Genomic DNA, 24,718 nt, shown 5'->3' with positions numbered 1-24,718 from the left:
GCGCGAAGCGATTCGGTCACGCCCCGTTCCCCCTCCCGACCCCGCCTCCCCGCCGATGTGTGCCGGAACGGGACAGCCCCCGGCCGCCTTCACCCCGAGTTGCGCAGGCCGGCCGAGATGCCGTTGATGGAGAGCTGGATGCCGTGCAGCACCTGGTCGTCGCCGGGGCTGGCGCGGTGCTGGCGCAGCAGTTCCACCTGCAGGTGGTTCAGGGGGTCGAGATAGGGGAAGCGGTTGCGGATGGAGCGGTCCAGCAGTGGATTGCCCTCCAGCAGCTTCTGCTGGTCCATGATGGCGAGCAGGTGCTTCAGCGTCAGCTCGTATTCGGCGCGGATGCGGCCGAAGATGGCGGTGCGCAGCTCCACGTCCGGCACCAGTTCCGCATAGCGCGAGGCGATGGCGAGCGAGCTTTTGGCCAGCACCATGTCCATGTTGGACAGGAGCGTGCGGAAGAAGGGCCACTCGTGTTGCATGGCCTTGAGGAAGGAGAGGCCATAATCCGGCCGCCGCGCCACGAACGCCTCCACCGCCGTGCCGAAGCCGTACCAGGCCGGCAGCATCAGCCGGCACTGGGCCCAGGAGAACACCCACGGAATGGCCCGCAGCTTCTCGATGGAGCGCGTCTTGGCGCGCGAGGCCGGGCGCGACCCGATGTTCAGCGTCGCGATCTCGTTGATGACGGTGGAGGACCAGAAATAGTCCTCGAAGCCCTCGGTCTCGTAGACGAGATTGCGATAGGCGGCGAAGGCCGTGTCCGAGATGTCCTCCATGGCGGTGAGGAATTCGGTGCGCGGCGCCTTGTATTGCGGCTGGAGCAGGGACGCCTCCAGCGTCGCCGAGACCAGGATTTCCAGGTTGCGCCGCCCCACGTCCGGGTTTGAATATTTGGAGGCAATGATCTCGCCCTGCTCGGTGATGCGGATCTGCCCGTTCACCGCCCCGCCCGGCTGGGCGAGGATGGCGTCATAGCTCGGCCCGCCGCCGCGCCCCACCGAGCCGCCGCGCCCGTGGAACAGGCGAAGCCGGACCTTGTGCGCCCCGAACACCTCGATGAGACCGATCTCCGCCTTGTACAATTCCCAGCCGGAGGTGACGAAGCCGCCGTCCTTGTTGGAATCCGAATAGCCGAGCATCACCTCCTGCTCGGCGCCGCGGCTTTCCACCAGCTTGCGATAGGCGGGAATGGCGAAGGCGCGGTCCATCACGCCGGCGCAGGCCTTCAGGTCCGAAATGGTCTCGAACAGGGGGATGATGTTCACCGCGCTGGCGAGACCGCCCGCCCCGTCGCTGGAGACGAGGCCGACTTCCTTCAGCAGCAGCGCCAGTTCGAGGAGGTCTGAAACGCCCTCGGCCTTGGAGATGATGGCGTTGGGGATCACCTCGCGCCCCAGTGCCCGGTGCGCGGTGGCTGCCTCGCGCAGGATGTCGAGCTCCGAGCAGGTCTCTTCCGAATAGGCGATGAAGGGTGAGGCAAGCGGGCGCGGCGTCGCCAGCTCCCGGAGGAGCACGGCGATGCGGGCCTCCTCGTCGAGGCCCGCATAGTTCGTGCCCGGCACAGCCTTTTCCAAGAGCTCGGCGATGACGCGCTCATGCACGTCCGAATTCTGCCGGAGGTCGATGCAGGCGAGATGGAAGCCGAAGCAGTCCGCCGCCCGCCGCAGCAGGCGCAGCCGCCCGCGCGCCAGCACCTTCGAACCGTTGGCGACGAGCGACTCGTCGATCACGTCGAGATCGGCGCGGAACTCCTGCGCCGTGGCATAGGGGGCGAGCCCTTCGGCCGACAGGGGCTCGCCGCGCAGTTTGCGGGCGGTCTGGCGCAGGCGCTCCAGCACATAGGCGAGGGCGAGGCGATAAGGCTCCTCCCGGTGCTCCTGGGAGCGGTCCGGGGAGCGGGACGCGAGTTCGGTGAGGGCCTCGGAAACGCTGACGAGGCGCTGGGCGAGGGACAGTTCCGCCCCGAGCGCGACCAGCTCCTCCTCGTAATGGGCGAGAATGCGGTCGCGGTGCAGCCGCACCGTCTCCTTCAGCACATGGGCGGTGACGAAGGGATTGCCGTCGCGGTCCCCGCCGATCCAGCTGCCGATGCGCAGGAAGGAGGGCAAATCCAATTCGCCGCCCTCTTCCGCGAGGCGATCCTCGATGGCGCAATAGAGGCGCGGCACCTCGGTGAGGAAGGTGTAGTCATAATAGGAGAGGCCGTTCGCCACCTCGTCCAGCACGGTCAGCTTGATGCGGCGCAGCAGCGCCGTCTGCCACAGGGTCAGCACCGCGCGGCGCAGGATCTCCTCGCCCTCCTCCCGCTCCTGCGGCGTGGGCACCACGCGCTCGCGGCGGTCGAGTTCAGCGGCGATCTCCATCTCGCGGTTGAGCGTGCTCTTGCGCCGCACCTCGGTAGGGTGAGCGGTGAGCACAGGGCTCATGAGCGCCCCGGAGAAGAAGTCCGCCAACGCCGCGCGGCCGATCCCCATCTGCTCGGCGCGGGAGAAGGCATTGGCGAGGCTGCCCGCGCGCGGCGCCGAGCCGGCGATGGCATGGGCGCGGTTGCGGCGGATGTGGTGCTGGTCCTCGGCGATGTTCGCGAGGTGGGAGAAATAGCTGAAGGCGCGAATGGTATCGAGGGATCGGTCCGCCGGCAGGGCGCCCAGCAGGGCGCCCAGTTCGTCGCGGGCCGCCTGGTCGTCGTCGCGGTGGAAGCGGATGGACAATTGCCGGATGCGCTCCACGAGGTCGAACACCTCGCCGCCCTCCTGGTCGCGCACGGTGTCGCCGAGGATGCGGCCGAGCAGCCGGATATCGTCACGCAGCGGCTGGTCCTTCACATCCTCAGCGCGCGGCGCGACGCCGCTTGATCGTGCCAAACCCGTCATGGTCTTCCCCCGAAACCGGCCGCGCTGCGGCGCACATCTCTTTCGACCTTAGTCTTAAGGAAATTGTGCAGGAGCGAAAGCTCGTTCCGGGCGAAGGTGATTTCACGAGACGCGAAGACGGGCCTCGGCGGCGCGGGCGGCCCCGCCCATCACCGCGAAGATGCAGGCGAAGAAGCGCTCCAGCGCGTCCCGGCCGAGAGGGGAGAGCCGGCCGGTGCCGCGCGCGCCCCGCTCCACCAGTCCGCGCTCCTCGCTGAGCCGCAGCAGATCGAGCACATGCGCCCGCGACAGGTGGAAACGACGCGAGAGATCGGCGATGGAGGGCGGCTCGGTGCCGGAGCCCTCGGCGGTCAGCAGGGCGATCAGCACCATCAGTCCGCCGTCGCGATCCACCAGATCCTCCAGCTCCATCGCGGCCGAGACGGGCCGGAAGCCGGCGATGAAGGCCTCGCCCAACAGGATCGCGAGACACCGCGTGAAGGTTTCCTCATCCAGCCGGGGAGCGAGCCGGGCGAGTTCGGGATCGAGCGCGCTGCCGGCCTCGAAGACGAGACGCCAGCGCTTGTGCTGGAGCGCGACGAGCTTGGCCTGCGGCATCAGCGGCTTCACCCGGCGGTCCTCGGTCGGCGCCGCCGACGCCAGATAGCCGCCCCAGCGCATGAGGGCGAGCATCGCCTTCGCCCGGCCCCGGCTGCAGACGCCGGTGGCGGTACACAGGGCGACGATTCGCGCGGCGGTGAGCCCGCCGCCCTCCGCTGGCGGCAGGGCATCGAGATAGAGCACCAGCAGGCCCAGCATGTTGCGGCCGCGATCACTGAGCAGGCGATTGAGCAGGCGGTTGCCGCTGTATAGCGCGCTGATCTCGCCGACGAGGCGCGCCACCGCCGGCCGGAAGGCGGGATGGGCGGCGAGCGCAGCCCGCGCCTCCGGTCCGCACGCGTCATCGATCCAATCCACCGCCGGATCTACCCGCACCACCAACCGTTCCGGCACCCGCGCCTCCGCTTCGTCGTTCCGCAGCGACCCGACGTCAGTCAGGCCAAGAATCGCCATTGCGGTATGACAGGATGGCGTCTAGGTCACCGGGAGTCACCTCGGCGCGATGTCACCCCGGGCGTCACGCACAGGTGTCTTCTGAGGATGCCGAGGCCGCCCATGCGACTGCGCCTGCTGACACGTTCCGCTTTCCTTGCCGCAACTCTCGCCGCGCTGCCTCCGGCCGCCGTCGTCACGCTTGCGACGACCGCCCCGGCCGGTGCCGTGGTCTATTGCAGGGCGGTTGGTGTGCCGAAGGGCTGCGTCGCCCGTCCGGCGGCCCCCGCGGCGCGCGCTGCTGTCTATTGCACCCGGCCCGGCTATCCTGCCGGCTGCGTGCCCGGTGCAGGTGCACCCGGCGTGGGCGTCACCCCCGGCGTCGGCGTCGGTGCGCGCGGTGTCGGCGTCGCGCCCGGAGCCGGCGTGAATGCCGGCGGCCCGGTGAACCGCGTCGGCGTGCGCTGATCGCGCGTGTTCTGAAATCCACTGGAGGCAACACCCCATGAAGTCCCTGCTCTGCGCCGCTGCCCTCACCCTCGCCTGCGCCGCCCCGGCGCTCGCCGACAAGGCGGCCGCCGACCAGTGCGCCGCCGGCCTCGGTGCCGACGCCAAGGCGATCTATGCCGCCGCTGCGCCGGGCTTTGCCGGCGCTTCCGACCCCCGCGCGCTCGTGACCGAGAAGACCAAGGCCCTGGTCCAGTCCGGCGCCGTCTCCATGAGCAACGCCCGCCCCGCCGCCGAGGCGGCCGGCGCCTGCCTCACCCAGCTCCGCTGATCCAACAGGCCGCCGGCTCCGCTGGAGCGGGCGGCCGATCAGGGATCCTTAAGCCGGTAGTCGGCTTGCCCGAGGCGGCGGGACGGGTCTAAGGCTGGCTTCCCCTGCCTCCCGCCCCGACCGGCCCATGACCCAAAAGTCCGACACGCCCCACACGCCCGATACCCTTCTCGCTTTCCTCGCGCAGAACGACATCCCCGGCACCACCTATGATCACCCGCCCGTGCATACGGTGGCCGAATCGCAGGCGCTGCGCGGCGACATTCCCGGCGCCCACACCAAGAACCTGTTTCTGCGCGACGGGAAGAAAACCTATTTCCTGCTGACGCTGGCCGAGGACACCCCGGTGAACCTCAAGGCGCTGCGCGGGCCGCTCGGGGCAAAAGGCTCGCTGTCCTTCGCCTCGCCCGAGGCGCTCATGGAGCATCTCGGCATCCTGCCCGGCTCGGTGAGCCTGCTCGCGCTCGCCAACGACACCGACGGCCGGGTCCGCTTCGCCATCGACGCCGCGCTCATGCGCGCCGATCTCGTGGGCTGCCACCCGCTCACCAATGCCCGCACCACCGTGCTCACACCGGACGCCCTGCGCGCCTTCTTCCGCCTCACCGGCCACGAGGCGATGGAGGTGGAGATTCCAACGGCCGAGGAGGCCTGAGCCCCGCCTGACGGGCGCAGGGTTTCAATTTTCGCAGGGTTTCAATTTTCGCAAGGCTTCATGGCGCTCTCGTCCGAGCCGGCCTGGGCGAGCAGCCCGCGAAGGTCGATGTCCTGGATCAGCGTCACGAAATTCCCGCCCGGCTTCAGGCGGAGATAGGTGCTGAGCAGCAGCGGCCCGGCCGGCAGGGCGCCGCGCACGCAGCCCTCCGCTGACACCGCGAGCGACCCGCTGGCGCGCCGCCCCTTCGCCAGCTCGTCCGATTTCAGCGCCAGCGCCGCGCTGCGCGCCGCCTCCAGCTTGCGCCGGCCCTCGTCCGTCAGCCGGAAGACGGTGATGCGCATGCCCGCCCGCTCCTCCTCCTTCAGCGCCGCGAGGGCCTTCGGGTCCGTCTCCACCTCCAGCGTTGCCTGCACGACGGTCTTGCCGGCCTCCTCGCCCTGTCGCCAGTAAGACATGACGACGAACGCCCCGCCGGGCACCGGGGCGATCTCCTTCGGCGCGCGCACGGCCGCGCGCAGGACGGTGAGGTCCGCCGTCTCGAGATCGAGCGTGGCCAGCTGCGGCAGGGAACTGATCGGCACATGGGAGCAGGCCGCCACCGATAGAACAAACGTCAACAAGGCGAGCGGCCGCAAGGAGCGCGCAAGGGCGGGAAAGAAACGCATTCGATCTCTCATTTTGGGTTGAATAATTGCTGTTTTACGATAAAAAATGAATGCGTCAAGGAAAGGCCACGCATGTCACCTCCGCCCCTCGATCCCAGACTCCACCGCGTCGTGCGCCTCGGCCGCGCTCTGTCCGTCGCCACCCTTGTGGTCCTGCTGCTGCTGGTGGCGTTCGGCCTCGGCATCTGGCTGTCGCCGGGGCTGGTGGAGCGGGTGATCGTCCCGCGCGTCGGCCTCGCCGGGCATCCGGTGGCGCTCGATGGCGCGAGCCTCGCCGCCGGCCTCGCGATTTCCGCGATCCCGCTCGGCATCCTCGCCTACGGCCTGCTTCAGGTGCGCCAGATCTTCCGGGATTTCGGGCGCGGCGAACTCATCTCCGCCGTGCTGGCGGTCCGGCTGGAGCGCTTCGGCGCGGCCGTGGCGCTTCAGGGGCTGATCGCGCCCTTCATCGGGGTGGCGCTGAGCATCGCCCTCACCCTCGGCAACCCGCCGGGCGCGCGGGCCATCGCCATCTCGATCTCCAGCCATGACGTGGTGGCGGTGATCGTCGGGCTGCTCGTCATCGGGGTGGGCGCGGTCATGCGCGAGGCGGCGCGGATCGCCGAAGAAAACGCGAGCTTCATCTGAGCGGGGAGGCTATGGGAGCACCATGCCCATCATCGTCAATCTCGACGTGATGCTGGCGCGCCGCAAGATGCGCTCGCGCGAGCTTGCCGAGCGCATCGGCATCACCGAGCAGAACGTCTCATTGCTCAAGTCCGGCAAGGTTCGCGGCGTGCGTTTCGATACGCTCGCCCGCATCTGCGAAACCCTCGGCTGCCAGCCCGGCGACATTCTGGAATTCGTGCCCGGACCGGATGCGGCGGACGAGAGCGAGGGGGATTAGAGCCCCGCTTCGCCCCCCGCCCGGGCGTCATAGGCGGCCTGGGCGGCCAGCACCGCATCCATGTTGTGCTCGGCCCAATGGGCGATGGCTGCCACCGCGTCGGTCAGCGTGCGACCGAGGGGCGTGAGCGCATATTCCACCGTGACCGGCACCGTGGGGAAGACCGCCCGCGAGAGGAGGCCGTCACGCTCCAGCTTCTTCAGCGTCTGCGACAGCACCTTCTGCGAGATGCCCTTGATGTCCCGCCTCAGGTGGTTGAACCGCACCGGCCCCTCGCGCAGACGGTCGAGGATCAGGACCGCCCATTTGTCGGCGATCCGGTCCAGCACCATGCGCGTGGGGCATTGCGCCTCGTAGACGTCGAGCGGCCAGGCAAGGCGGCAGCTGTCGTCGCCTCGCATCTGGATGTCCTGCGGTTTCCCGGAAGTGACCATGTGAGTTCGAAGTGCTCTCTTTTGGGCTCTGTCGCGCAAGAGTATGTATCCGATCGGAAGCTGGTTTCAAATTGAAACCTATCCTTGGGCGCCGCGCCGCCGTGCGCCGGCCAGCAGGAGAGCCATCATGTCCGGTCAGATTTTGGTTTTCGCCGCCAATGGCAATGTGGGCCAGCCGCTGGTGGCGACCCTTCTCGCGAAGGGTGAGCAGGTGAAGGCCGCTTCCCGCACGGGCACGGCCGTTGGCGGAGCGCAGGGCGTGGCGGTCGATATGGACAACCCGTCCACCTTCGCGACTGCCTTCGAGGGCGTCGACCGGGTGTTTCTACTTGCCCCCACCGGCTCCCTCGACATCACCGGCCGGCTCCTGCCGGTGATCGAGGCCGCCGCCGCCCGCAAGGTGAAGGTGGTGCTGATGACCGCGCTGGGCGTCGATGCGGACGAGGCCATCCCCTACCGGCAGGTGGAGCTGGCACTGGAGCGCTCCGGGACGCCGTTCGTGATCGTGCGGCCGAACTGGTTCGCGGACAATTTCCACACCTTCTGGAAGCCCGGCATCGACCATGGCGTGATCGCGGTGCCCGCAGGCGACGGCAAGACGAGCTTCATCGACACCCGCGATATCGCCGAAAGCGCCGCCGCGGCCCTCACCACGGACCGCTTCGATGGGCGCGCCTTCAACCTCACCGGCCCCGAGGCGCTGAGCTATGGCGAGGCGGCGGCCGTCCTCTCGCGGGTGACGGGCAAGGCCATCGCCTATACGCCGGTGGACGACGACGGTTTCGTCGGCATCCTCACGGGCGCGGGCGTTCCGGAGCCCTATGCGCGCTTCCTCGCCACCCTGTTCCATCCCGTCCGCGAGGGATGGACGGCGCGCATCACCGGCGATGTGGAGACCCTGACGGGCCACGCACCTCGGTCACTCGCGACCTACGCGCAGGACAACGCCGCCCGGCTCGCCTGAAGCGCCGGGTCACGGCTCCATGCGGGAGCGGACGAAAGCGGGAGCGGACGAAAGCGGGAGCGGACGAAAGCGGGAGCGGACGAAAGCGTCCGCTCCCAGCTCGATTGAAGGGACCTTCGTCGCCCGCCGCGCTCAGTTGCCGCCGTCCAGCAGGCGGCGGGCGATGACCTGCGCCTGGATTTCCGCCGCGCCCTCGAAGATGTTGAGGATGCGCGCGTCGCACAGGATGCGCGACACCGGATATTCCAGCGCGAAGCCGTTTCCGCCGTGGATCTGCAAGGCGTTGTCCGCCGCTGCCCAGGCGACGCGCGCGCCGAGCAGCTTGGACATGCCGGCCTCGAGGTCCGTCCGGCGCCCCTCGTCCTTGGCGCGGGCGGCGAAATAGGTGATCTGGCGGGCGATCATGGTCTCCACCGCCATCATCACGATCTTGTCGGCAACGCGGGGGAAGTTGATGAGCGCCTTGCCGAACTGGATGCGCTCCTGGGCATATTTCAGGCCGACTTCCATGGCCGCCTGGGCCACGCCCACGGCGCGGGCGGCGGTCTGGATGCGGGCGCTCTCGAAGGTGGTCATGAGCTGCTTGAAGCCCTGCCCCTCCTCGCCGCCGAGCAAGTTCTTCGCCGGCACGGTGAAGCCGTCGAAGCCGATTTCGTATTCCTTCATGCCGCGATAGCCGAGCACCTCGATCTCGCCGCCGGTCATGCCCTCGGCCGGGAACGGGTTCTCGTCCGAGCCGCGCGGCTTTTCGGCGAGCAAGATGGACAGGCCCTTGTAGCCGGGCTCCGCCGGATTGGTGCGCACCAAAAGGGTCATGATGTCGGCGCGGACCGGATGGGTGATCCAGGTCTTGTTGCCGTTAACCTTGTAGACGTCTCCCTCCTTCACCGCGCGGGTGCGCAGCGAGGCGAGGTCCGAGCCGGTGTTGGGCTCGGTGAACACCGCCGTGGGGAGGATTTCGCCCGAGGCGATCTTGGGCAGGAAGTGGCCCTTCTGCTCATCGGTGCCGCCGGCGAGGATCAGCTCCGCCGCGATCTCCGAGCGGGTGCCGAGCGAGCCGACGCCGATGTAGCCGCGCGACAGTTCCTCGGTGACGACGCACATGGCCTCCTTCGGCAGGCCGAGGCCGCCGAATTCCTCAGGGATGGTGAGGCCGAACACGCCCATCTCGGAGAGCTGGGCGATGATCTCCAGCGGGATGTAATCGTTCTTCAGGTGCCACTCATGGGCGTGGGGGGCGACCTCCGCCTCCACGAAGCGGTGCATCTCGGTGCGCATCGCCTCGGTGGTCTCGTCGAGGCCCGCTTCGCCGATGGTGCCGGCGAGATGCGCGTCGCGGATGATGTCGGCGAGCGCGGCGCGGCTGGCCGCCGTGTTGCCGTTCTCCACCAGCGCCGCGATGGCCGGCTCGGCGGCCAGCGCCGCAATGGTCGCGCCGGAGACGTAAAGATCGGGCAACCGCACGATCTCGCCCTGGCTCATGGGAATGCCGCCGAGGATCTGCGCGAGATACTCGCCGAGGCCGATCTGCACGATCAGCTTCTCGGTATCGCCGAACTTGCCCATCTCGGTCAGGCGGTCGGCGTAATGCACCAGCTCGCGCACGGAGAAGACATAGGTCGCGAGCCAGGCGAGACCGTGGGTGGCGCGCTGCTCCTTCTCCAGCAGGACGGAGGAGATGCGCCCGCCGTCCGTCACCTTGGCCTTCACGAGGGAGGTCGCCTCGGCCAGCAGCTTCTCCAGGCTGTCGGTGGCGGCCCGCCCGAGCGCAACGGCATCGAACTCTTCTGTCGCGACGGACTGAACGGCAGCGCTGGCGGACATGAACTCTCCCCCTTGATTGTGCATTGCGCAATTGACCTATCCTTGCCCCGGAACCGGGCCAAGGCAACGCCTGATTACGAAAGCCGGGATTGCTCCGGATCAGGCGCTGCGCCTGCGAAGGGTGCGGCGCATGCGCCTTGATACGGCATCCGCCGGCGCGGTCGATCCGACTTTCGCCGTGCGGCGGATCAGCGTCGCCCGGTCAGGGGGCCTCGCCCTGCACTTCGGCGAGGCGGGCGGACAGGTCCTCCAGGTTCTCGCGCATGTGGACGCAGGCCGAGACCGCCGAGAAGAGGGCGGTCAACGCCTCCGAACTCACCCCGCCCAACGCGCCTTGCGTGTTGAGCTGCTCGATGCGCGCCTCCAGCGCCGCCACCGCCGCCCCAGCCGCATCGGCGCGGGTGGAGAGATCAGGCGCGGGCTGGCCGTCGAGCCGGTCCGCGATGGCCGTCATGTGGGCCGAGAGGGCCACCGTCGCAGCGGTGAGGGCGGCGGAGACGAGGCCCGCGACGGGCTCGTCCAGCGGCCGGTCCGCATTGCGCAGCAGGATGATGGCGGAATGCCACAGCCGCCGGGCGCCGCGCACCACGGGTGCCGGATCGGTCTGGGTGGTCAGGCGACCGGCCTGCTCCGCCCGCACCTCCACCAGCCGCAGGTCGGCCGCGCGCAGGGCAAGGCGCGCCCCGGCGTTGAGCCGGTCGATGGCCGAGGGGTCGAGCCCTTGCCCCAGAAGCCCGCCGCGCCCGAGGTCCAGCAACTGGGCAGTGAGACGCAGCGCCTTGGCGCAATGGGGAAAGAGTTTCCCCAGCGCACGTTCGGGCAGGATCAGGATGGCGCACAGCAGCCCCACGACGCCGCCGAGCGCGATCTCCGCCACCCGCGTCAGGCCGGAGATCCAAGGCGCCACGTCGCCGGGATGGGCGAGCATGACGATGACCACCGTCACGGGGGCCAGCTTGAAGCTGGTCGAGCGCGCCGCCAGCGCCGCCGCGATGAACACCGCCACCGCGAGCACGAGCACCGTTTCGAGCGGCGACCCGCCCGCCAACATGGCCCCGGCCACGCCGACGACGCCGCCCGCCAGCGTTCCCAGCGCCCGGTCGATGGCCACCGACAGGCTAGCGCCCAGCGTCGCCTGCACGACGAGGATGGCGGTGAGGACCGCCCAATAGCCGTTGGGCAGGGAAAACTGCTCCGCCAGCAGATAGGTGACGATGCCGGCGATGGTGGCCCGCAGGGCGAGCTTGAGATGGCCCGGCGCGATGAGGGTGCCCATTCGCTCCCGCAGCGTGGGAACGCGCGGGGCGTCCAGCGGCGTTGCATTCAAAGACGCGGCCGGAGAAGGCGCGGCCCCGGGGGCTTCAGCCGGGGGTGGGGCCGGGGGCGGATCAGCCGGGGACTCGGGCTGGCGCGGCATGGGGATCTCGGCGGGGTCCGGGCACCGGAGGGGCAGGCGACCTGTCCTCGCTGTTTAGCCGAAGGGCGCCGCCGCCACCAGCCGGGCGGTGGACAGGCGGCCCGGGCGCTTGCCATTCCGCCCGGAAAGCCCGATGTGACTTGAAACGGGAGACCACATGCTGCGGCGCATCTACCATATCGTTCTGGATGCGTTCTGGACCTTCTCCGCCGACGACGGCTGGGCCATTGCCAGCCATATCGCCCTGTCGGCGCTCATGTCCCTGTTCCCGTTTCTCATCTTCGTCACCGCGCTCGCCGGCTTCCTCGACCTGCGGCCACTGGCGCAGGAAACCATCCAGCTCATTCTGGAGACGTGGCCGGAGCAGGTGGCCGGCCCCATCTCCCGCGAGATCTACAATGTGGTGAACCAGGTGCGCACGGACGTGCTCACCTATGGCGTGGTGCTGGCCCTCTATTTCTCCTCCAACGGCATCGAGAGCCTGCGCATCGGCCTCAACCGTGCCTACGGCATGAAGGAGATGCGGGCCTGGTACTGGCTGCGGCTGGAATCGATCGGATACGTGCTGATCGCCGCCGCCGCCATGCTGGCGCTCTCCTTCCTCGTCGTGCTGGGGCCGCTCTTGTGGCAGACGGCGGTGGCGCAGGTGCCGGCGCTCAAGCGTTTCTCAGGCACCATCACCGTGCTGCGCTTCGGCGCCACCTCCATCATCCTGGTGGTGTCGCTGCTGGTGGCGCATCTGTGGCTGCCGGCCGGGCGGCGCAAGCTCGCGGAGGTGGCGCCCGGCATTCTGGTGACGCTGGTGATGTGGCTGGTCGGCGCGTCGGCGTTCGGCTTCTATCTGGCGGAATTCCCGGCCAACTACGTCACCACCTATGCCGGCCTCGCCTCGGTGATGATCGCGCTGGTCTTCCTCTACCTCACCGCCTCCATCTTCGTGTTCGGCGGCGAACTCAATGCCGCCATCAAGCGCGCCTTCGCCCCCGAGCCCACGCATGACGAGGCCGAGGCGTTGAAGGCGGCGTCCTGAGGCGGCCATGCGCGCGCTCCCGCCCGACCCCCGGCCGGATGGCCGCCAGTCGGAGACCGCCCGGGCGGTCCAGCGCGGCGTGCTGCGCCATCTGGCGCTGTCGGGCATGGCCGGGCTGCCGGAATTCTCGCTGGTGAGCGGGCGGCGGGCCGACATTCTCGCTTTGGGTGCGAAGGGCGAGATCACCATCATCGAGATCAAGTCGTCGGTGACGGATTTCCGCACCGACGCCAAGTGGCACGAATACCGCGATTTCTGCGACCGGCTGATGTTCGCCGTTCCGATGGATTTCCCGGTGGAGATCCTGCCCGAGGACACCGGCCTCTTCGTCGCCGATGCGTTCGGGGCCGAATGCCTGAGGCCGGCCCCGCTCCATCCCCTGCCGGCTGCGACCCGCAAGGCGCTGACGCTGCGCTTCGCCCGCGCCGCCGCCACCCGCCTTGCCGTGCTCTACGACCCGGATCTGCTGCGGGCAGACCTGTAGCCCGCTCGCTCAGCCGACGGAAACTGCTAGCACGGCGCCCGCGCCCTTGCCTTGGCGGGAGCCGCTAGCGCGGCGCCCGCGCACTTGCCTTGGCGGGAGCCGCTACCGCGGCGCCCGCTTGGCCAGAATCCGCTGCAGGGTGCGGCGGTGCATGGACAGGCGGCGGGCGGTCTCGGACACGTTGCGGCCGCACAATTCATAGACCCGCTGGATGTGCTCCCAGCGCACCCGGTCCGCCGACATGGGATTCTCGGGCGGGGTCGGCTTGTGATCGGCATTGGCGAGGAGCGCCGCCACCACGTCGTCCGCATCGGCGGGCTTCGCGAGGTAATCCACCGCGCCCAGCTTCACCGCCGTGACTGCGGTGGCGATGTTGCCATAGCCGGTGAGGACGATGGCGCGGGCACCGGGGCGGTGCTTCTTCAGGGCCGAGATCACGTCGAGGCCGGTGCCGTCACCGAGGCGCATGTCCACCACGGCGTAGGCCGGGGCCGAGGCTTCGACGCGGGCGAGGCCGTCCGCCACCGTCTCGGCGGTGGCCACCTCGAAGCCACGGGCTTCCATGGCCCGCGCGAGGCGCTGGAGGAAGGACCGATCATCATCGACGATCAGAACCGATCGGTCTTCCCCCACCTCAGGCATCTCGTTCATCGCGTCTTCCTCAATCCCTCATCGGCAATGCCGGCAAAACAAGCTCGGGGCTCTGCGGCTTTTACGCCGATATCCCCGTAGATTAATCCGATCCGCGTCCCTTTGTCGCGTCCCCATCCACTTCGATCGCCAACGCATTGCGCGGCCAGTGAATGCCGATGACCGCGCCGGTGGCCGGCGGAGGGCGGTTTTCAAAGGTCAAATTCGCCCCGGTGCGCTCCAGAAGCGTCTTGGCGATGAAGAAGCCGAGGCCGAGGCCGCTCTCCGCCTCAAGGTCCGCATCCTGCCGCTCGCGGGCGCGGGAGGTGACGTAGGGCTGGCCGATGCGGCCGGAAATCTCCGGCGAGAATCCGGGGCCGTCATCGGCGACGACGATGTCGAGGCCCGACGGGGTCCACTGGGCGCTGATGTCCACCCGGGTCGCGGCGAAATCGACCGCATTCTCCACGAGATTGCCGAGGCCGTAGAGCAGCCCCGGATTGCGGGCGATGACCGGCGCGTCCGGATCGTCCTTCACCGAGACGGCGATGGTGATGCCGAAATTGCGGTGCGGCTCCACCACCTCCTCCAGCAGCAGGGCAAGGGGCATGCGGTCGAACGGCGCATCGCCGGACCTGAGCGAGGTGAGCGTCTGCAGGATGTCACGGCAGCGTGCCACCTGATCGCGCAACAGCGCCACATCCTCGCTGTAGGGGCTGTCGTTGCCGATGGAGCGATGCATCTCTTTCACCACCAAGGCGATGGTGGAAAGCGGCGTGCCCAATTCATGGGCGGCGGCGGCGGCGAGGCCGTCGATGGCGGTGAGGTGCTGTTCGCGGGCCAGCACCAGTTCGGTCGCCGCCAGTGCGTCGGCAAGCTCCCGCGCCTCCTCCGCCACGCGCCACGCATGCATGCCGATGAAGCCGACCGCCACGGACAGAGACACCCATATACCGGCGAGATACAGGTCCGGCAGCACCGGCACATCGGCACCGGCCCATGGCAGCGGGCGAGTCCACAGCCCCACCGCGCCGGCGCAGGCGACCGCGAGGATGCCGAGCAGCACGGTCGTGCTCCAGGCGAGGGCGGTGGCGGAGATCATCACCGGCGCCAGATAGAGCAGGACGAACGGGTTTTTCAGTCCGCCCGTCAGATAAAGCAGAGCCGTAAGCTGGAGCACGTCATAGGCGAGCAGCGGTCCTGCCGCCGCGTCCCCGAGCCGGCGGGCCACGGGATATTTCACTCGCAGCAGGACATTCACCAGCGCGGAGAGGCCGACCACCGCAAGGCAGGAGGTCAGCGGCAATGGGAAGCCGAGGCCGAGATTGACCACGATCAGCGCCGCAATCTGGCCCGAAATGGCCAGCCACCGCAGGCGAATGAGCGTGTCGAGGCGCAGGCCGAACGATCTGCCGTTGGGCGGCGTTATAAAGGCTGTGGTCATGGGGTAGCGATTCCGGTGTCCCGATGCAGGTGAGCAAGCCTCTGGAAAGGGAATAGTGACCCTAGTGCCATAGCAGCCGAACAATAGCGGCCTATGTCTTTTGTCGGCATTGACCAACCTTGGAAGTCGGCTCACGCTTGCGTCAACGTGCCGCCTTTCTAGGCAGGCAGTAACGGTGAGGACCACTCATGGCAATCGGCGAGTTCGCAAGTGCCACCCGGCTGCCGCGCCAAGGCGACGTCGGGCTCTCGACGCCGCTCTACTGGATGTACGAGATGGGCTATGCCGCGCTCAACCCGTCCCGGGCGATGGCTGACGCCAGCCGGATGTTCCTGAAGAACCCGATCAACCCCGTCTCGCATACCACCATCGGCAAGTCCATGGCGGCCGCCTGCGAGCTGTTCGAGCGCACCACGCGCCGCTACGGGAAGCCGGACTGGGGCATTACTCATACCTCGGCCGGCGGCCAGAATGTGCCGATCCACGTCAACACCGTGTGGGAGCGCCCCTTCTGCCGGCTGCTGCATTTCGAGCGCGCATTCGAATATCCGCCGCGCCGTCCGCAGCCGCGCCTGCTCATCGTCGCCCCGGTGTCGGGCCACCACGCCACGCTGCTGCGCGGCACGGTGGAGGCCATGCTGCCGACCCACGACGTCTACGTGACCGACTGGATCGACGCCAAGCTGGTGCCCATGTCGGAAGGCCGCTTCAACCTGTCCGATTATGTGGACTACCTCATCTCCATCTTCCACCGCATGGGCGGCAACTGCCACGTGATGGCCGTGTGCCAGCCGGCGGTGCCTGTGATGATGGCCATCGCCCGCATGGAAGCGGAGGAAGACCCCTTCGTGCCGAGGTCCATGGTGCTCATGGGCGGTCCCATCGATACGCGCGAGGCGCCGACGGCGGTGAACGCCCTCGCCAAGGACCGTGGCATCGACTGGTTCCGCCGCAATGTCATCACCACGGTGCCGTGGCCGCATCCCGGCGCGCTGCGCGAGGTCTATCCGGGCTTCCTGCAGCTGAACGGCTTCATGTCCATGAACCTCGACCGGCACCTTCAGGCCCACTGGGACCTGTTCCGGCACCTGGTGAAGGGCGACGGCGACTCGGCGGAGAAGCACCGCGACTTCTACGACGAGTACCTCGCCGTCATGGACCTCACCGCGGATTTCTACCTGGAAACCGTGGAGAATGTCTTCATCACCCATGCCCTGCCCAAGGGCGAGATCATGCATCATTCGCAGGTGGTGAAGCCGGAGGCCATTCACCGCGTCGCGCTGATGACGGTGGAAGGCGAGAAGGACGACATCTCCGGCATCGGCCAGACCAAGGCCGCGCACAAGCTGTGCCCGCGGATTCCAGAGGACATGCGCGCCCATTGGGAGCAGCCCGGCGTCGGCCATTACGGCGTCTTCAACGGCTCGCGCTTCCGCTCGGAGATCGCCCCCCGCATCTCCGACTTCATCCTCTCCCAGGAATTCCGCCGCGACGGTCGCGCTCGCCCCATGCCGGACCGCCCGGCCCCGGAAGCCGCCGGAGAGGAAGAGCCGGACGTGTTCGCGCTCAACAAGAAAGTGACCGCGCTTTATCCCCGGATTGCGCCGACTTAGTACTGGCGGGCGGGCGCAAATCTTGTGAAGATGCCGGAGGTAACTTCGCTCCGGCTGTCCAATGCTGTTTCGTCGCCAGACTCGCAATGAGGACCGCAAGACGCCGCTTTCCACCGGCGCCGAGACCATCGAGCTTGAGCTCGATGACGAGTTGCTGCGCGTCATGGTTCGGCGCCATCCGCAGGCGCGCCGGCTGACGCTGAGGGTCCGCGCCACCTCCCGCGACGTGACCCTGACGGCGCCGCCGCACGTCGCGCTGTCCTTCGCCCGCGCTTTCGTGGAGCGGCATCGCGAATGGGTCCGGGTGCGCCTCGTGCGCCTGCCGGAGGCGGTGCCGTTCGTGGACGGTGCCGTCATTCCCCTCCGCGGCGAGCCCCATCGCATCGTCCATCGTCCCGATGCGCGCGGCACGGTGTGGATCGAGCCCGGCCGCGGCATGCCCACGCTCTGCGTCGCGGGGGAAGCGCCGCACATCGCCCGGCGCGTGCAGGACTTCCTGAAGAAGGAGGCGCGGCGCGATCTCGCCGCCGCGGTCAAGCATTATACCGGTGCGCTTCGGGTCGAGGTCGGCCGGCTGACGCTGCGCGACACGGCGAGCCGCTGGGGCTCGTGCTCGGCGCGCGGCGACCTCTCCTTCTCCTGGCGGCTGATCCTCGCGCCCGCGTTCGTGCTGGACTATCTCGCGGCGCACGAAGTGGCGCACCGCCTGGAGATGAACCACGGGGTGCGCTTCTGGCGGCTGGTGGAGCAGGTCTGCCCCAACCGGAAGGAAGCGGAAGCGTGGCTGAGGCGCCACGGCTCCGAACTTCACCGCTATGGGGAAGGCTGAGCGGCCCGTCCAGGCCGCATCGCCTCTTCAGCCGACCTTCTTGCCGCCGATGGCGATCGCGCCGGGGCCGGCCGCGAAATAGATCAGCAATCCGCCGATGATGCCCACGTTCTTGAGGAACTGGGTCTGCTGGGCCGCCTGGGCAGCGGCGTCGGGGAACGTCCAGAACAGGTGCGAGACCATCGTCGCGACAACGGTGAAGCCGGCCATCCAGATGGCGGTCGCCCGCGGAAAGAGCCCCACGATCAACAGCAGCGGCCCGACCACCTCGGTCGCGGCGGCGATCGGCGCAAGCACCTGCGGCACGGGAACGCCCTTGCCGGCCAGGAAACCGGTGAAGCCGGAGAGATTGCTCAGCTTGCTGATGCCCGAGGGCAGGAACAGGGCGGCGAGAAAAAGCCGGCCCACGAGCAGGGCGAGATCATCAAGGATACGCAAGGCGTCATCTCCAACACGCACTTCACGATACGGAAGCGTGGCGAGTGTGTGCTGTCGGTAACCGGGCGCTGCAACCCCGCAGAGGGAGGTTTCAGGACACTATTGCGTGTGGTCCCGCCCTGCCTCCTCGGCGGCGGCGAACATCAGCCGGGCCGCCACCGGCAGGGCCACCGACAGGCCGGCGAAGCGGAACAGGTGGTGCGCGCTCATGAAGGCCGGGTCGTAGCCCATGGCGAAGCCGAGGGCCGTCATGGCTTCAAGCGCGCCGGGCGCGAAGGCAGTAACGAGCTTGCCGAGATCGTCCCCCGTCAGCCAGGCGGCGAGCACGGCAAACAGGGTGGAGATCGCCACCGCCACCAGGAAGGCTCCCAGCGAGGCGAGCACATAGGCCCGGATGGTGGTGAGCGACGTGCCGATGAAGCGCACGCCCACGCTGGCGCCCAGCACGACGAATGCCGGGATGAGCAGGCCCGAGGGCAGCACGGCGGTGGACAGGCTCGTGGCATGCAGCACGGCACTGCCGGCCAGCGCCCCGAGGATCAGCCCGCCCGGGAGCTTGAGCCGCGCCGCGAGCAGCGCCGCGCCGGTGCAGACGACGATGAGGACGACGATCTCGCCCAGGGTCGAGACATGGGGCGGCGGCGGCACGCCACCTGCCGTCAGGCCGAGCGCGGCCAGAACGTTGGGAAGGGCCGCCACCAGCAGGAACAGGCGCAGCGTCTGGGCGAAGGCCACCTGCCGCAGGTCCGCGCTGGTATCCGCCGCCATGGCCACGACCGTACCGAAGGCGCCAGGCGCGGAGGCCCAGAAGGCGGTCTCCCGGCTCCAGCCCGCGATGCGGGTGAGAAACAGCGTTGCACCCGCCATGGTACCGAGCACGCTGGCCCCGAGGCACGCCATGCTCACCGGCCAGGTGGCGGCGCGGGCGAAGGTCTCCGGCGTCAGCATGGTGCCCATGGAGGTACCGAGCACCACGAAGGCGAGGAAGTGCAGCCATTCCGGCAGCACGATCCGCACCCCGGCCAGCGCGAGGCCGATGCAGGCGACGAGCGAGCCCGAGATCCATGCCGCCGGCAGGCCGAGCAGCGCGAAGGCGCCGCCGCCAAGAGCGCCGGCCCCCAGCGTCACCGCCGCCGAGGCGGCAGACCGCATCCGGAAGGGCAAGCCCCTCACGCGGCGTCCGATCCCGGCGGCCGGGTCCGCTCCAGCCAGTTCACGAGCCGCCGGCTCGCCTCGGCGAGCTGCGCATCGCCACGCGCGAAGCACAGGCGCATGAAGCCCTCGCCGCCGTGACCGAAAGCCGTGCCGGGGGCGAGGCCCACGTTGGCCTCGTCCACCAGCGTGAGGCCCAGGCTGCGCACGTCGCGCCGGCCCTCGATGCCGAAGAAGAGGTAGAAGGCGCCGGGCGGCTTCACGAGATCCACCCGGCCGGTGGCGAGCAGCGCATCGCCCACGAGATCACGGCCGCGCCGGGCGCGGGCGATCTGCTCGGCCACGAAGGGCTCGCCCTGATCCAGCGCCGCGATGGCACCGCGCTGCATGAAGGCGGCGACGCCGGAGGTGGAATACTGGATGAGATTCTCGATGATCTGGCCGAGGCGCGGATGCGCTTCCAGCCAGCCGATGCGCCAGCCGGTCATGGCCCAGTTCTTGGAGAAGGTCTGGACGAAAAGGATGTGGTCCTCCTCGTCCATGATGTCGTGGAAGGACGGCGCCCGCCCCGCCTCGCCATAATAGAAGCGGCCGTAGATCTCGTCGGCGATGATCCACAGGCCATGGCGGCGGGCGAGCGAGAGCACCGCCCTGAGGTCATCCAGCGTCGCCACGAAGCCGGTGGGATTGGCCGGGGTGTTGAGGAAGATGGCGCGGGTCGCGGGTGTCACGGCCGAGGCGAGGCGGTCATGGTCGAGGGTGAAGCCTTGGGGGCCATAGTTGAAGGGCACATAGACGGCGCGCGCGCCGGCCTTCTGTGCTGCCGCCGCGGCGTTGGGCCAGGTGGGGGAGGGAATGAGCACCTCGTCCCCCGCCCCGGCCACCAGCGCCATGGCCACATGGATGGCCTGCATGCCCGATCCGGTGACGAAATAGCGCTCCGGCGCTTCCGGCACGCCGTAGAGCCCGCTCATGTAGCGGGCGATGGCGGCGCGCAGCTCCGGCAGGCCGCGCTGCCAGGTGTAGAAGGTCTCGCCCGCGTGGAGGGCGGATGCGGCCGCCTCGCAGATGAAGGGCGGGGTGGGCACGTCGCCCTCGCCGGCCCACAGCGGGATCATGCCGCGCCGGTCGCGGCCGTAATTCATCACCTCCACGATCCCGCTCTCGGGCAAAGCGCGCACATGCTCGCGCACGCGCTCCAGATAGGGATCCTCAACGGGCAAGGCGGGGACGGGCGCAGCAGGGGACATCATGGCTTGCTCGCGGGCATGAAGCGGGGTGGCGGCGCGGCGAGACAGGCCCTGCGCCGGCGCGACTTATAGAGCCTCGGCGCGCCCGTGCGCCATCAAATGACGTGGCAGGCGCATCAGCATCGATGATGAATCCCGCCTCCCGTTGCGGCATTGCACAAACGCAATGGCCTCTTGCGAAGCGAGGCCGTTGCCGGCGGGGACGCGCGGTCCTACGTCCTTTGCATCACCAACGCACCTCCGTGCGCCCGCCGGTTCAAATTGGATGCCCCCCATGTCGCAGACCGTCACTCCGGCCATTGATGCCGCCGCTATCGACCGCCTCTTCCTCGCCGCCCGGACCCAGAACGCCTGGACCGATGCCCCCGTCAGCGAGGCGGAAGTGCGCGCGCTCTATGATCTGGTGAAGTACGGCCCGACCTCCGCCAACACCGCGCCCGCCCGCTATGTGTTCCTCACCACCCCGGAAGCCAAGGAGCGCCTGCGCCCGGCCCTGCCGGAGAGCAACCACAAGATCCTCGCCGCGCCGGTGGTGGCCATCATCGGCTACGCCCTCGACTTCCACGACAAGATCCCCGAGCTGTTCCCGCACTATCCGCAGTTCCGCGACCTGTTCATCAACAATCCCGGGATGATCGAGCCCCACGCCTTCCGCAACTCCTCGCTGCAGGGCGCCTATCTCATCCTCGCCGCCCGCGCACTGGGCCTCGATGTCGGCCCCATCTCCGGCTTCGACGCCGCCAAGGTGGATGCGGAATTCTTCCCCGGTGGCACCACCAAGACCAATTTCATCGCCGCCATCGGCCATGGCGATGCCTCCAAGGTGATGCCCCGCCTGCCGCGCCTCGCCTTCGAGGACGCCGCGCAGATCCTCTGATCGCGCTCCCGGAACGAAAAAGGGCGCCCCACGGGGCGCCCTTTGCGTTTGGGGAGAAGGCCTCAGTTGAGGCCGATGGTGGTGAGGTCCTGGAACCAGTGCTGGGCCTGCACGAAGCTCTTCACCTTGGGGGAGAGGGCGTGCGGGTTCACGTCGTGCACCACCCAGACCAGAACGGCGTCGTCCACCACCTGCTGATGGACCTGGGCGAGCAGTTCATCCTGCTTCCTGGTGTCGAAGGTGCGCTTTGCCTCGTCGATGAGGGCGTCCACCTTGGGGTTGGAATAATAACCCCAGTTCACGCCCACCGGCGCCACCTGCCGCGAATCGAAGAAGCGGATGAGGGCGTAGAGCGGGTCGGAGGTGACATAGGCGATGTTGTTGGAGGTGATGCCCTCGTTCATCGGGTCCTTCGCCCCCTTTCGCCAGGCGGTGTAGAGCGCCTCCAGCTCCACCACCTTGAACTCCACGTCGATGCCGATCTCCTTGAAGCTCGCCTGCAGGAACTCGTTCATGGGCAGGGAGAGCATCTGGCCGGTGCCGCCGGCGGCGATGATGAAGGTGGTCTTGAGCGGCTTTTCCTTCGAGTAGCCCGCCTCCTGCACCAGCTTCTTGGCGGCCGCTGGATCATACTTCAGGTCGAAGCTGGGCTTGCCGAACCACGGGCTCGTCTTGTCCACCTGCCCCTTGGCCGGCTGGGCGAGGCCGTTCATCAGCTCCACCACGCCGTCACGGTCCACCGCGAGGTTCAGCGCCTTGCGCAGGCGGACGTCCGTCCACGGCGAGCCGGGCAGCACGGAGAGGTGGTAGTTCCAGACATGCGGCGTGACGTTGGTCACGATCTTCATTCCGGCCGACTTCAGTTGCGGCACGGCGTCCGGCGCGGGGGTCTCGATCAGGTCCACCTGTCCGGCGAGCAGCGCATTGGTGCGGGTCAGCGCCTCCGGCATGGGGATGAGGATCATCCGGTCGGTCTTGGGCAGGCGGGACTTGTCCCAGTAGTCCGGGTTCTTCACCAGCTCCAGCCGCTCGCGGGGCACCAGCTTGTCCTGCTTGAAGGGGCCGGTGCCGGAGGGGTTCTGGGCGAACTTGTCCCAGTCCTTGCCGAGCTTCTCGTACTGGGCCGGGCTCGACACCAGGAACCAGAGCATCTGGTACGGGAAGAAGCTATCCACGTCCTTGGTGGTGATCTCCACCGTCATGTCGTCCACCTTGCGCCAGGAGGCGATGGACGGCAGTCGGGTCTTCACCTGGGCGGACTGGCGCTTGTCGAAGTGGGGTGCCTTCTCGTCCAGCACCTTGTCGAGGTTCCAGACCACCGCATCGGCGTTGAAGTCCGAACCGTCGTGGAACTTCACGCCCTTGCGCAGGGTGAACAGCCACTTCTTGGGGTCGGCCGGATCCACCTTCCACTCGGTGGCAAGGCCGGGCACCAGCTTGCCGGGCCGGTCGGCCACGTTCATTTCCCAGGCGACCAGCGGATCGTACAGGGTGTAGCCGGTGAATTGATAGGCACCTGCCCCACGATCAGGCTGACCGGTGGTCTGCGGAATGTCCGCCATGGAGATGCCATAGCGGATCACGCTCTCCGCCCCGGCGGGCGCCGCTCCGGCAAGACCGAGGAAAAGCGCGGTGGCGAGAGTGGTTCGAAGCGCGCGGAAACGCAGCATCTATCGTCCTTCCGTGAGTAAGCCCCACGGAAGAAAGGCAAGAGATATGCCGTATGCTTCGCTTTTGCGAAACGGGCGTCAGCGGCTGCGCCGGGGCGGACGGCCGGAAGACTTGCCAGCGGACTTGCCCCAGTTGAACACGCGGTGCGGGAACACCTCGCCATTCTCGCCGTCGCCGATGGCGATGAGCGCGCCCTGGCAGGACACGGCCACATGGCCCTCGACGATGGGCGCGTCGCGGCCGCGCAGGATAATGCTCTGGCCGCAGCGCAGGCGATGGGCATCCTGGGGCGTGACGCTCAGCTGGGGAATTTCCTCCAGCGCCACGGCCACCGGATCGAGGGCGTCCATCAGCGCCTCTTCGCTGGCCTCGGCGCGGTCGCGCAGTTCGTCGAGGGGAACGAGGCGCTCCTCCAGGAACGGCCCGACGCAGGCGCGGCGCAGCTGGCAGATGTGGCCGCGCGACCCGAGCATCCGGCCGAGGTCGCGGGCGATGGCGCGCACATAGGTGCCCTTGCCGCACTCGGCTTCCAGCACTGCGTGGTCGGCGTCCGGGCGCTCCATCAGCTCGATGCGGAAGATGGTGACGGGGCGCGCCTCCAGCTTCACTTCCTCGCCCTCGCGGGCGAGGTCATAGGCGCGTTCGCCGCCGATCTTCAGCGCCGAATAGGCCGGCGGCACCTGCATGATCTCGCCCCGGAAGGTGGGCAGGGCCGCGATGATCTCCTCGTCCGAGGGGCGCAGGTCCGAGGTCTCGACCGCCTTGCCCTCGGAATCGTCCGTGTCGGTCTCGACGCCGAAGCGCACGGTGAAGCGGTAGGTCTTGCGGCCGTCCATCACATAGGGAACGGTCTTGGTGGCCTCGCCGAAGGCGATGGGCAGGCAGCCCGAGGCGAGCGGATCAAGGGTGCCCGCATGGCCGGCCTTCTTGGCGCCGAAGATGCGCTTCACCACCGCCACCGCCTGGGTGGAGGTCATGCCGGTGGGCTTGTCCAGCAGCACCCAGCCGTCGAGGTCGCGCTTGGGCGCGCGGGGGCGGTTGTCCTGCTCGCGGCTGGGGCGGGGCCGTTCGTCCGTTTGGGGCGCGGCGGCCGCGTCAGGAGCGATGGCGGTCTCGACAACGGCTTCAACGATGGGCTCGGCGGCGGCTTCAGCCGCGGCTTCGGCAATGGCTCGGACGGTCATTCGGCGTCAGTCTCTTTGTCGGTCGAAGTCGGGTCGGTCGCGTCCTCGGAGCCGCTCTCAAGGGCATCGAGGTCGCGCTGCACCACGGGCGAACGCAGGAGCGCATCCATGCGCGCGCCTTCATCGAAGGACGTATCCTTGCGGAAGCGCAGCTCGGGGACGCTCTTCAGCTCCACGCGCCGTGCCAGCTCGCCGCGAATGCGGCGGGCGTTGTCGGCCAGCGCCTTGATGACGGGCGTGATGTCCTTGCCGCCGAGCGGCATGACATAACAGGTCGCGATCTTGAGGTCCGGCGACATGCGCACCTCGGGCACCGTGATGATGTGCCCGGCGAGCACCGGATCGATATGGTCGCCGCGGGACAGCACGTCGGCCAGGGCATGGCGGACAAGCTCGCCCACGCGCAGCATGCGCTGGGAGGGGCCGCCTCCCGTGCGGGTGTCGGGTTTCATGGTGTCTTCTGCTTCATTCGGCGCCGGCAAGGCCGTGGCGCCTCTCCTCGATTATGGAGCGGACGGGCTTGGACCGTTCCGTTCCGGTTAAGCGCCGGCGCCTCCGGCCCTCTTCCGTTCAGGGAAAAAGGATCGGAGG

25 protein-coding genes are annotated in these 24,718 nt (G+C 68.5%); 11 read left to right on the top strand and 14 right to left on the bottom strand.

Going from position 1 to position 24,718, the window contains the following annotated elements:
- Window positions 1-89: 89 nt before the first annotated feature.
- Window positions 90-2,867 carry a phosphoenolpyruvate carboxylase gene (gene ppc, locus J2126_RS13150; RefSeq protein WP_209487398.1) on the bottom strand — a complete coding sequence of 926 codons (2,778 nt, stop codon included), beginning with the start codon at window positions 2,865-2,867 and terminating at the stop codon, window positions 90-92.
- A 102-nt stretch (window positions 2,868-2,969) separates the two neighbouring features.
- Window positions 2,970-3,860, bottom strand: coding sequence for a hypothetical protein (locus tag J2126_RS13145; RefSeq protein WP_209487397.1), 891 nt, complete (start codon window positions 3,858-3,860; stop codon window positions 2,970-2,972).
- A 162-nt stretch (window positions 3,861-4,022) separates the two neighbouring features.
- On the opposite strand from J2126_RS13145, the gene J2126_RS13140 reads away from it, so the two are divergent.
- The 3 genes from J2126_RS13140 (at window position 4,023) to J2126_RS13130 (ending at window position 5,332) form a co-directional block, all read left to right on the top strand.
- Entirely contained in the window at window positions 4,023-4,367 is a 345-nt protein-coding gene (locus J2126_RS13140; RefSeq protein ID WP_245327308.1) for a hypothetical protein, read from the top strand.
- A gap of 37 nt (window positions 4,368-4,404) precedes the next feature.
- Entirely contained in the window at window positions 4,405-4,677 is a 273-nt protein-coding gene (locus J2126_RS13135; RefSeq protein WP_209487396.1) for a hypothetical protein, read from the top strand.
- Between the two features lie 127 nt (window positions 4,678-4,804).
- The gene (locus J2126_RS13130) at window positions 4,805-5,332 is read left to right on the top strand and encodes a prolyl-tRNA synthetase associated domain-containing protein (RefSeq protein ID WP_209487395.1); all 528 of its coding nucleotides are present in this window, start codon (window positions 4,805-4,807) and stop codon (window positions 5,330-5,332) included.
- 41 nt (window positions 5,333-5,373) lie between these two features.
- Here J2126_RS13130 and J2126_RS13125 read toward each other — a convergent pair whose 3' ends face one another.
- Window positions 5,374-6,000 (bottom strand): hypothetical protein, encoded by a 627-nt coding sequence (locus J2126_RS13125; protein WP_209487394.1) that lies wholly within the window; start codon window positions 5,998-6,000, stop codon window positions 5,374-5,376.
- 72 nt (window positions 6,001-6,072) lie between these two features.
- On the opposite strand from J2126_RS13125, the gene J2126_RS13120 reads away from it, so the two are divergent.
- On the top strand, window positions 6,073-6,627 hold the full coding sequence (locus tag J2126_RS13120; RefSeq protein ID WP_209487393.1) for a DUF2975 domain-containing protein: 555 nt from the start codon (window positions 6,073-6,075) through the stop codon (window positions 6,625-6,627).
- Window positions 6,628-6,649: 22 nt separating this feature from the next.
- Complete coding sequence (locus J2126_RS13115; protein WP_209487392.1) at window positions 6,650-6,886, top strand: helix-turn-helix domain-containing protein; 237 nt, start codon at window positions 6,650-6,652, stop codon at window positions 6,884-6,886.
- Here the strand turns inward: J2126_RS13115 and J2126_RS13110 are convergent.
- Entirely contained in the window at window positions 6,883-7,287 is a 405-nt protein-coding gene (locus J2126_RS13110; protein WP_209487391.1) for a winged helix-turn-helix transcriptional regulator, read from the bottom strand. The genes J2126_RS13115 and J2126_RS13110 overlap by 4 nt on opposite strands.
- Before the next feature lie 160 nt (window positions 7,288-7,447).
- On the opposite strand from J2126_RS13110, the gene J2126_RS13105 reads away from it, so the two are divergent.
- Window positions 7,448-8,284, top strand: a complete 837-nt coding sequence (locus tag J2126_RS13105) for an SDR family oxidoreductase (RefSeq protein ID WP_209487390.1) — start codon at window positions 7,448-7,450, stop codon at window positions 8,282-8,284.
- A gap of 132 nt (window positions 8,285-8,416) precedes the next feature.
- On the opposite strand, the gene J2126_RS13100 is transcribed toward J2126_RS13105, so the two are convergent.
- Window positions 8,417-10,108, bottom strand: coding sequence for an acyl-CoA dehydrogenase family protein (locus J2126_RS13100; RefSeq protein WP_209487389.1), 1,692 nt, complete (start codon window positions 10,106-10,108; stop codon window positions 8,417-8,419).
- A gap of 202 nt (window positions 10,109-10,310) precedes the next feature.
- Window positions 10,311-11,384, bottom strand: coding sequence for an FUSC family protein (locus tag J2126_RS13095; protein WP_209487388.1), 1,074 nt, complete (start codon window positions 11,382-11,384; stop codon window positions 10,311-10,313).
- A 298-nt stretch (window positions 11,385-11,682) separates the two neighbouring features.
- Here J2126_RS13095 and J2126_RS13090 point away from each other — a divergent pair, with 298 nt between their 5' ends.
- Both J2126_RS13090 and J2126_RS13085 read left to right on the top strand, forming a co-directional pair.
- Window positions 11,683-12,555 carry a YihY/virulence factor BrkB family protein gene (locus tag J2126_RS13090; protein ID WP_209487387.1) on the top strand — a complete coding sequence of 291 codons (873 nt, stop codon included), beginning with the start codon at window positions 11,683-11,685 and terminating at the stop codon, window positions 12,553-12,555.
- 7 nt (window positions 12,556-12,562) lie between these two features.
- Window positions 12,563-13,039: an MmcB family DNA repair protein gene (locus J2126_RS13085; RefSeq protein WP_209487386.1), complete on the top strand. Its 477-nt coding sequence runs from the start codon at window positions 12,563-12,565 to the stop codon at window positions 13,037-13,039.
- A 102-nt stretch (window positions 13,040-13,141) separates the two neighbouring features.
- On the opposite strand, the gene J2126_RS13080 is transcribed toward J2126_RS13085, so the two are convergent.
- Both J2126_RS13080 and J2126_RS13075 read right to left on the bottom strand, forming a co-directional pair.
- Window positions 13,142-13,690 (bottom strand): ActR/PrrA/RegA family redox response regulator transcription factor, encoded by a 549-nt coding sequence (locus tag J2126_RS13080; RefSeq protein ID WP_281066338.1) that lies wholly within the window; start codon window positions 13,688-13,690, stop codon window positions 13,142-13,144.
- Between the two features lie 82 nt (window positions 13,691-13,772).
- Window positions 13,773-15,113, bottom strand: a complete 1,341-nt coding sequence (locus J2126_RS13075; protein ID WP_209487385.1) for an ActS/PrrB/RegB family redox-sensitive histidine kinase — start codon at window positions 15,111-15,113, stop codon at window positions 13,773-13,775.
- A 188-nt stretch (window positions 15,114-15,301) separates the two neighbouring features.
- Here J2126_RS13075 and J2126_RS13070 point away from each other — a divergent pair, with 188 nt between their 5' ends.
- Together J2126_RS13070 and J2126_RS13065 are read left to right on the top strand one after the other, a co-directional pair.
- On the top strand, window positions 15,302-16,726 hold the full coding sequence (locus tag J2126_RS13070; RefSeq protein WP_209487384.1) for a polyhydroxyalkanoate depolymerase: 1,425 nt from the start codon (window positions 15,302-15,304) through the stop codon (window positions 16,724-16,726).
- 61 nt (window positions 16,727-16,787) lie between these two features.
- Window positions 16,788-17,555 carry a M48 family metallopeptidase gene (locus J2126_RS13065; protein ID WP_209487383.1) on the top strand — a complete coding sequence of 256 codons (768 nt, stop codon included), beginning with the start codon at window positions 16,788-16,790 and terminating at the stop codon, window positions 17,553-17,555.
- A 27-nt stretch (window positions 17,556-17,582) separates the two neighbouring features.
- On the opposite strand, the gene J2126_RS13060 is transcribed toward J2126_RS13065, so the two are convergent.
- From J2126_RS13060 to J2126_RS13050, 3 genes are all read right to left on the bottom strand, one after another.
- Window positions 17,583-17,993 carry a DoxX family protein gene (locus J2126_RS13060; RefSeq protein ID WP_209487382.1) on the bottom strand — a complete coding sequence of 137 codons (411 nt, stop codon included), beginning with the start codon at window positions 17,991-17,993 and terminating at the stop codon, window positions 17,583-17,585.
- Window positions 17,994-18,092: 99 nt separating this feature from the next.
- Window positions 18,093-19,145, bottom strand: coding sequence for an AbrB family transcriptional regulator (locus tag J2126_RS13055; protein ID WP_209487381.1), 1,053 nt, complete (start codon window positions 19,143-19,145; stop codon window positions 18,093-18,095).
- A 17-nt stretch (window positions 19,146-19,162) separates the two neighbouring features.
- Window positions 19,163-20,398 carry a pyridoxal phosphate-dependent aminotransferase gene (locus J2126_RS13050; protein ID WP_245327307.1) on the bottom strand — a complete coding sequence of 412 codons (1,236 nt, stop codon included), beginning with the start codon at window positions 20,396-20,398 and terminating at the stop codon, window positions 19,163-19,165.
- A 271-nt stretch (window positions 20,399-20,669) separates the two neighbouring features.
- On the opposite strand from J2126_RS13050, the gene J2126_RS13045 reads away from it, so the two are divergent.
- A complete protein-coding gene (locus J2126_RS13045; protein WP_209487380.1) occupies window positions 20,670-21,272 on the top strand; it encodes a malonic semialdehyde reductase in 603 nt (200 codons plus the stop codon).
- A 62-nt stretch (window positions 21,273-21,334) separates the two neighbouring features.
- Here the strand turns inward: J2126_RS13045 and J2126_RS13040 are convergent, their stop codons facing one another.
- The 3 genes from J2126_RS13040 to rbfA all read right to left on the bottom strand — a co-directional run bounded on the left by J2126_RS13040 (window position 21,335) and on the right by rbfA (window position 24,579).
- Window positions 21,335-22,942: an ABC transporter substrate-binding protein gene (locus J2126_RS13040; protein ID WP_209487379.1), complete on the bottom strand. Its 1,608-nt coding sequence runs from the start codon at window positions 22,940-22,942 to the stop codon at window positions 21,335-21,337.
- Between the two features lie 78 nt (window positions 22,943-23,020).
- Window positions 23,021-24,127: a tRNA pseudouridine(55) synthase TruB gene (gene truB, locus J2126_RS13035; RefSeq protein WP_209487378.1), complete on the bottom strand. Its 1,107-nt coding sequence runs from the start codon at window positions 24,125-24,127 to the stop codon at window positions 23,021-23,023.
- Complete coding sequence (rbfA, locus tag J2126_RS13030) at window positions 24,124-24,579, bottom strand: 30S ribosome-binding factor RbfA (RefSeq protein ID WP_209487377.1); 456 nt, start codon at window positions 24,577-24,579, stop codon at window positions 24,124-24,126. Before rbfA ends, truB begins: the two co-directional genes overlap by 4 nt.
- Between the last annotated feature and the right edge of the window lie 139 nt (window positions 24,580-24,718).

It is taken from the genome of Xanthobacter flavus (assembly GCF_017875275.1).
GTDB classification, from domain to species: domain Bacteria; phylum Pseudomonadota; class Alphaproteobacteria; order Rhizobiales; family Xanthobacteraceae; genus Xanthobacter; species Xanthobacter flavus_A.
Note: the sequence above shows the minus strand (reverse complement) of the source record. Positions and strands in the feature narration are given on the sequence as shown.

Bases quoted from the DNA above. Each gene is read 5' to 3' on its own strand.
- ppc (WP_209487398.1), bottom strand. From the start codon at position 2,867: ATGACGGGTTTGGCACGATCAAGCGGCGTCGCGCCGCGCGCTGAGGAT.
- J2126_RS13140 (WP_245327308.1), top strand. From the start codon at position 4,023: ATGCGACTGCGCCTGCTGACACGTTCCGCTTTCCTTGCCGCAACTCTC.
- J2126_RS13135 (WP_209487396.1), top strand. From the start codon at position 4,405: ATGAAGTCCCTGCTCTGCGCCGCTGCCCTCACCCTCGCCTGCGCCGCC.
- J2126_RS13130 (WP_209487395.1), top strand. From the start codon at position 4,805: ATGACCCAAAAGTCCGACACGCCCCACACGCCCGATACCCTTCTCGCT.
- J2126_RS13125 (WP_209487394.1), bottom strand. From the start codon at position 6,000: ATGCGTTTCTTTCCCGCCCTTGCGCGCTCCTTGCGGCCGCTCGCCTTG.
- J2126_RS13120 (WP_209487393.1), top strand. From the start codon at position 6,073: ATGTCACCTCCGCCCCTCGATCCCAGACTCCACCGCGTCGTGCGCCTC.
- J2126_RS13115 (WP_209487392.1), top strand. From the start codon at position 6,650: ATGCCCATCATCGTCAATCTCGACGTGATGCTGGCGCGCCGCAAGATG.
- J2126_RS13110 (WP_209487391.1), bottom strand. From the start codon at position 7,287: ATGCGAGGCGACGACAGCTGCCGCCTTGCCTGGCCGCTCGACGTCTAC.
- J2126_RS13105 (WP_209487390.1), top strand. From the start codon at position 7,448: ATGTCCGGTCAGATTTTGGTTTTCGCCGCCAATGGCAATGTGGGCCAG.
- J2126_RS13100 (WP_209487389.1), bottom strand. From the start codon at position 10,108: ATGTCCGCCAGCGCTGCCGTTCAGTCCGTCGCGACAGAAGAGTTCGAT.
- J2126_RS13095 (WP_209487388.1), bottom strand. From the start codon at position 11,384: ATGGGCACCCTCATCGCGCCGGGCCATCTCAAGCTCGCCCTGCGGGCC.
- J2126_RS13090 (WP_209487387.1), top strand. From the start codon at position 11,683: ATGCTGCGGCGCATCTACCATATCGTTCTGGATGCGTTCTGGACCTTC.
- J2126_RS13085 (WP_209487386.1), top strand. From the start codon at position 12,563: ATGCGCGCGCTCCCGCCCGACCCCCGGCCGGATGGCCGCCAGTCGGAG.
- J2126_RS13080 (WP_281066338.1), bottom strand. From the start codon at position 13,690: ATGAACGAGATGCCTGAGGTGGGGGAAGACCGATCGGTTCTGATCGTC.
- J2126_RS13075 (WP_209487385.1), bottom strand. From the start codon at position 15,113: ATGACCACAGCCTTTATAACGCCGCCCAACGGCAGATCGTTCGGCCTG.
- J2126_RS13070 (WP_209487384.1), top strand. From the start codon at position 15,302: ATGGCAATCGGCGAGTTCGCAAGTGCCACCCGGCTGCCGCGCCAAGGC.
- J2126_RS13065 (WP_209487383.1), top strand. From the start codon at position 16,788: ATGCTGTTTCGTCGCCAGACTCGCAATGAGGACCGCAAGACGCCGCTT.
- J2126_RS13055 (WP_209487381.1), bottom strand. From the start codon at position 19,145: ATGCGGTCTGCCGCCTCGGCGGCGGTGACGCTGGGGGCCGGCGCTCTT.
- J2126_RS13050 (WP_245327307.1), bottom strand. From the start codon at position 20,398: ATGATGTCCCCTGCTGCGCCCGTCCCCGCCTTGCCCGTTGAGGATCCC.
- J2126_RS13045 (WP_209487380.1), top strand. From the start codon at position 20,670: ATGTCGCAGACCGTCACTCCGGCCATTGATGCCGCCGCTATCGACCGC.
- J2126_RS13040 (WP_209487379.1), bottom strand. From the start codon at position 22,942: ATGCTGCGTTTCCGCGCGCTTCGAACCACTCTCGCCACCGCGCTTTTC.
- truB (WP_209487378.1), bottom strand. From the start codon at position 24,127: ATGACCGTCCGAGCCATTGCCGAAGCCGCGGCTGAAGCCGCCGCCGAG.
- rbfA (WP_209487377.1), bottom strand. From the start codon at position 24,579: ATGAAACCCGACACCCGCACGGGAGGCGGCCCCTCCCAGCGCATGCTG.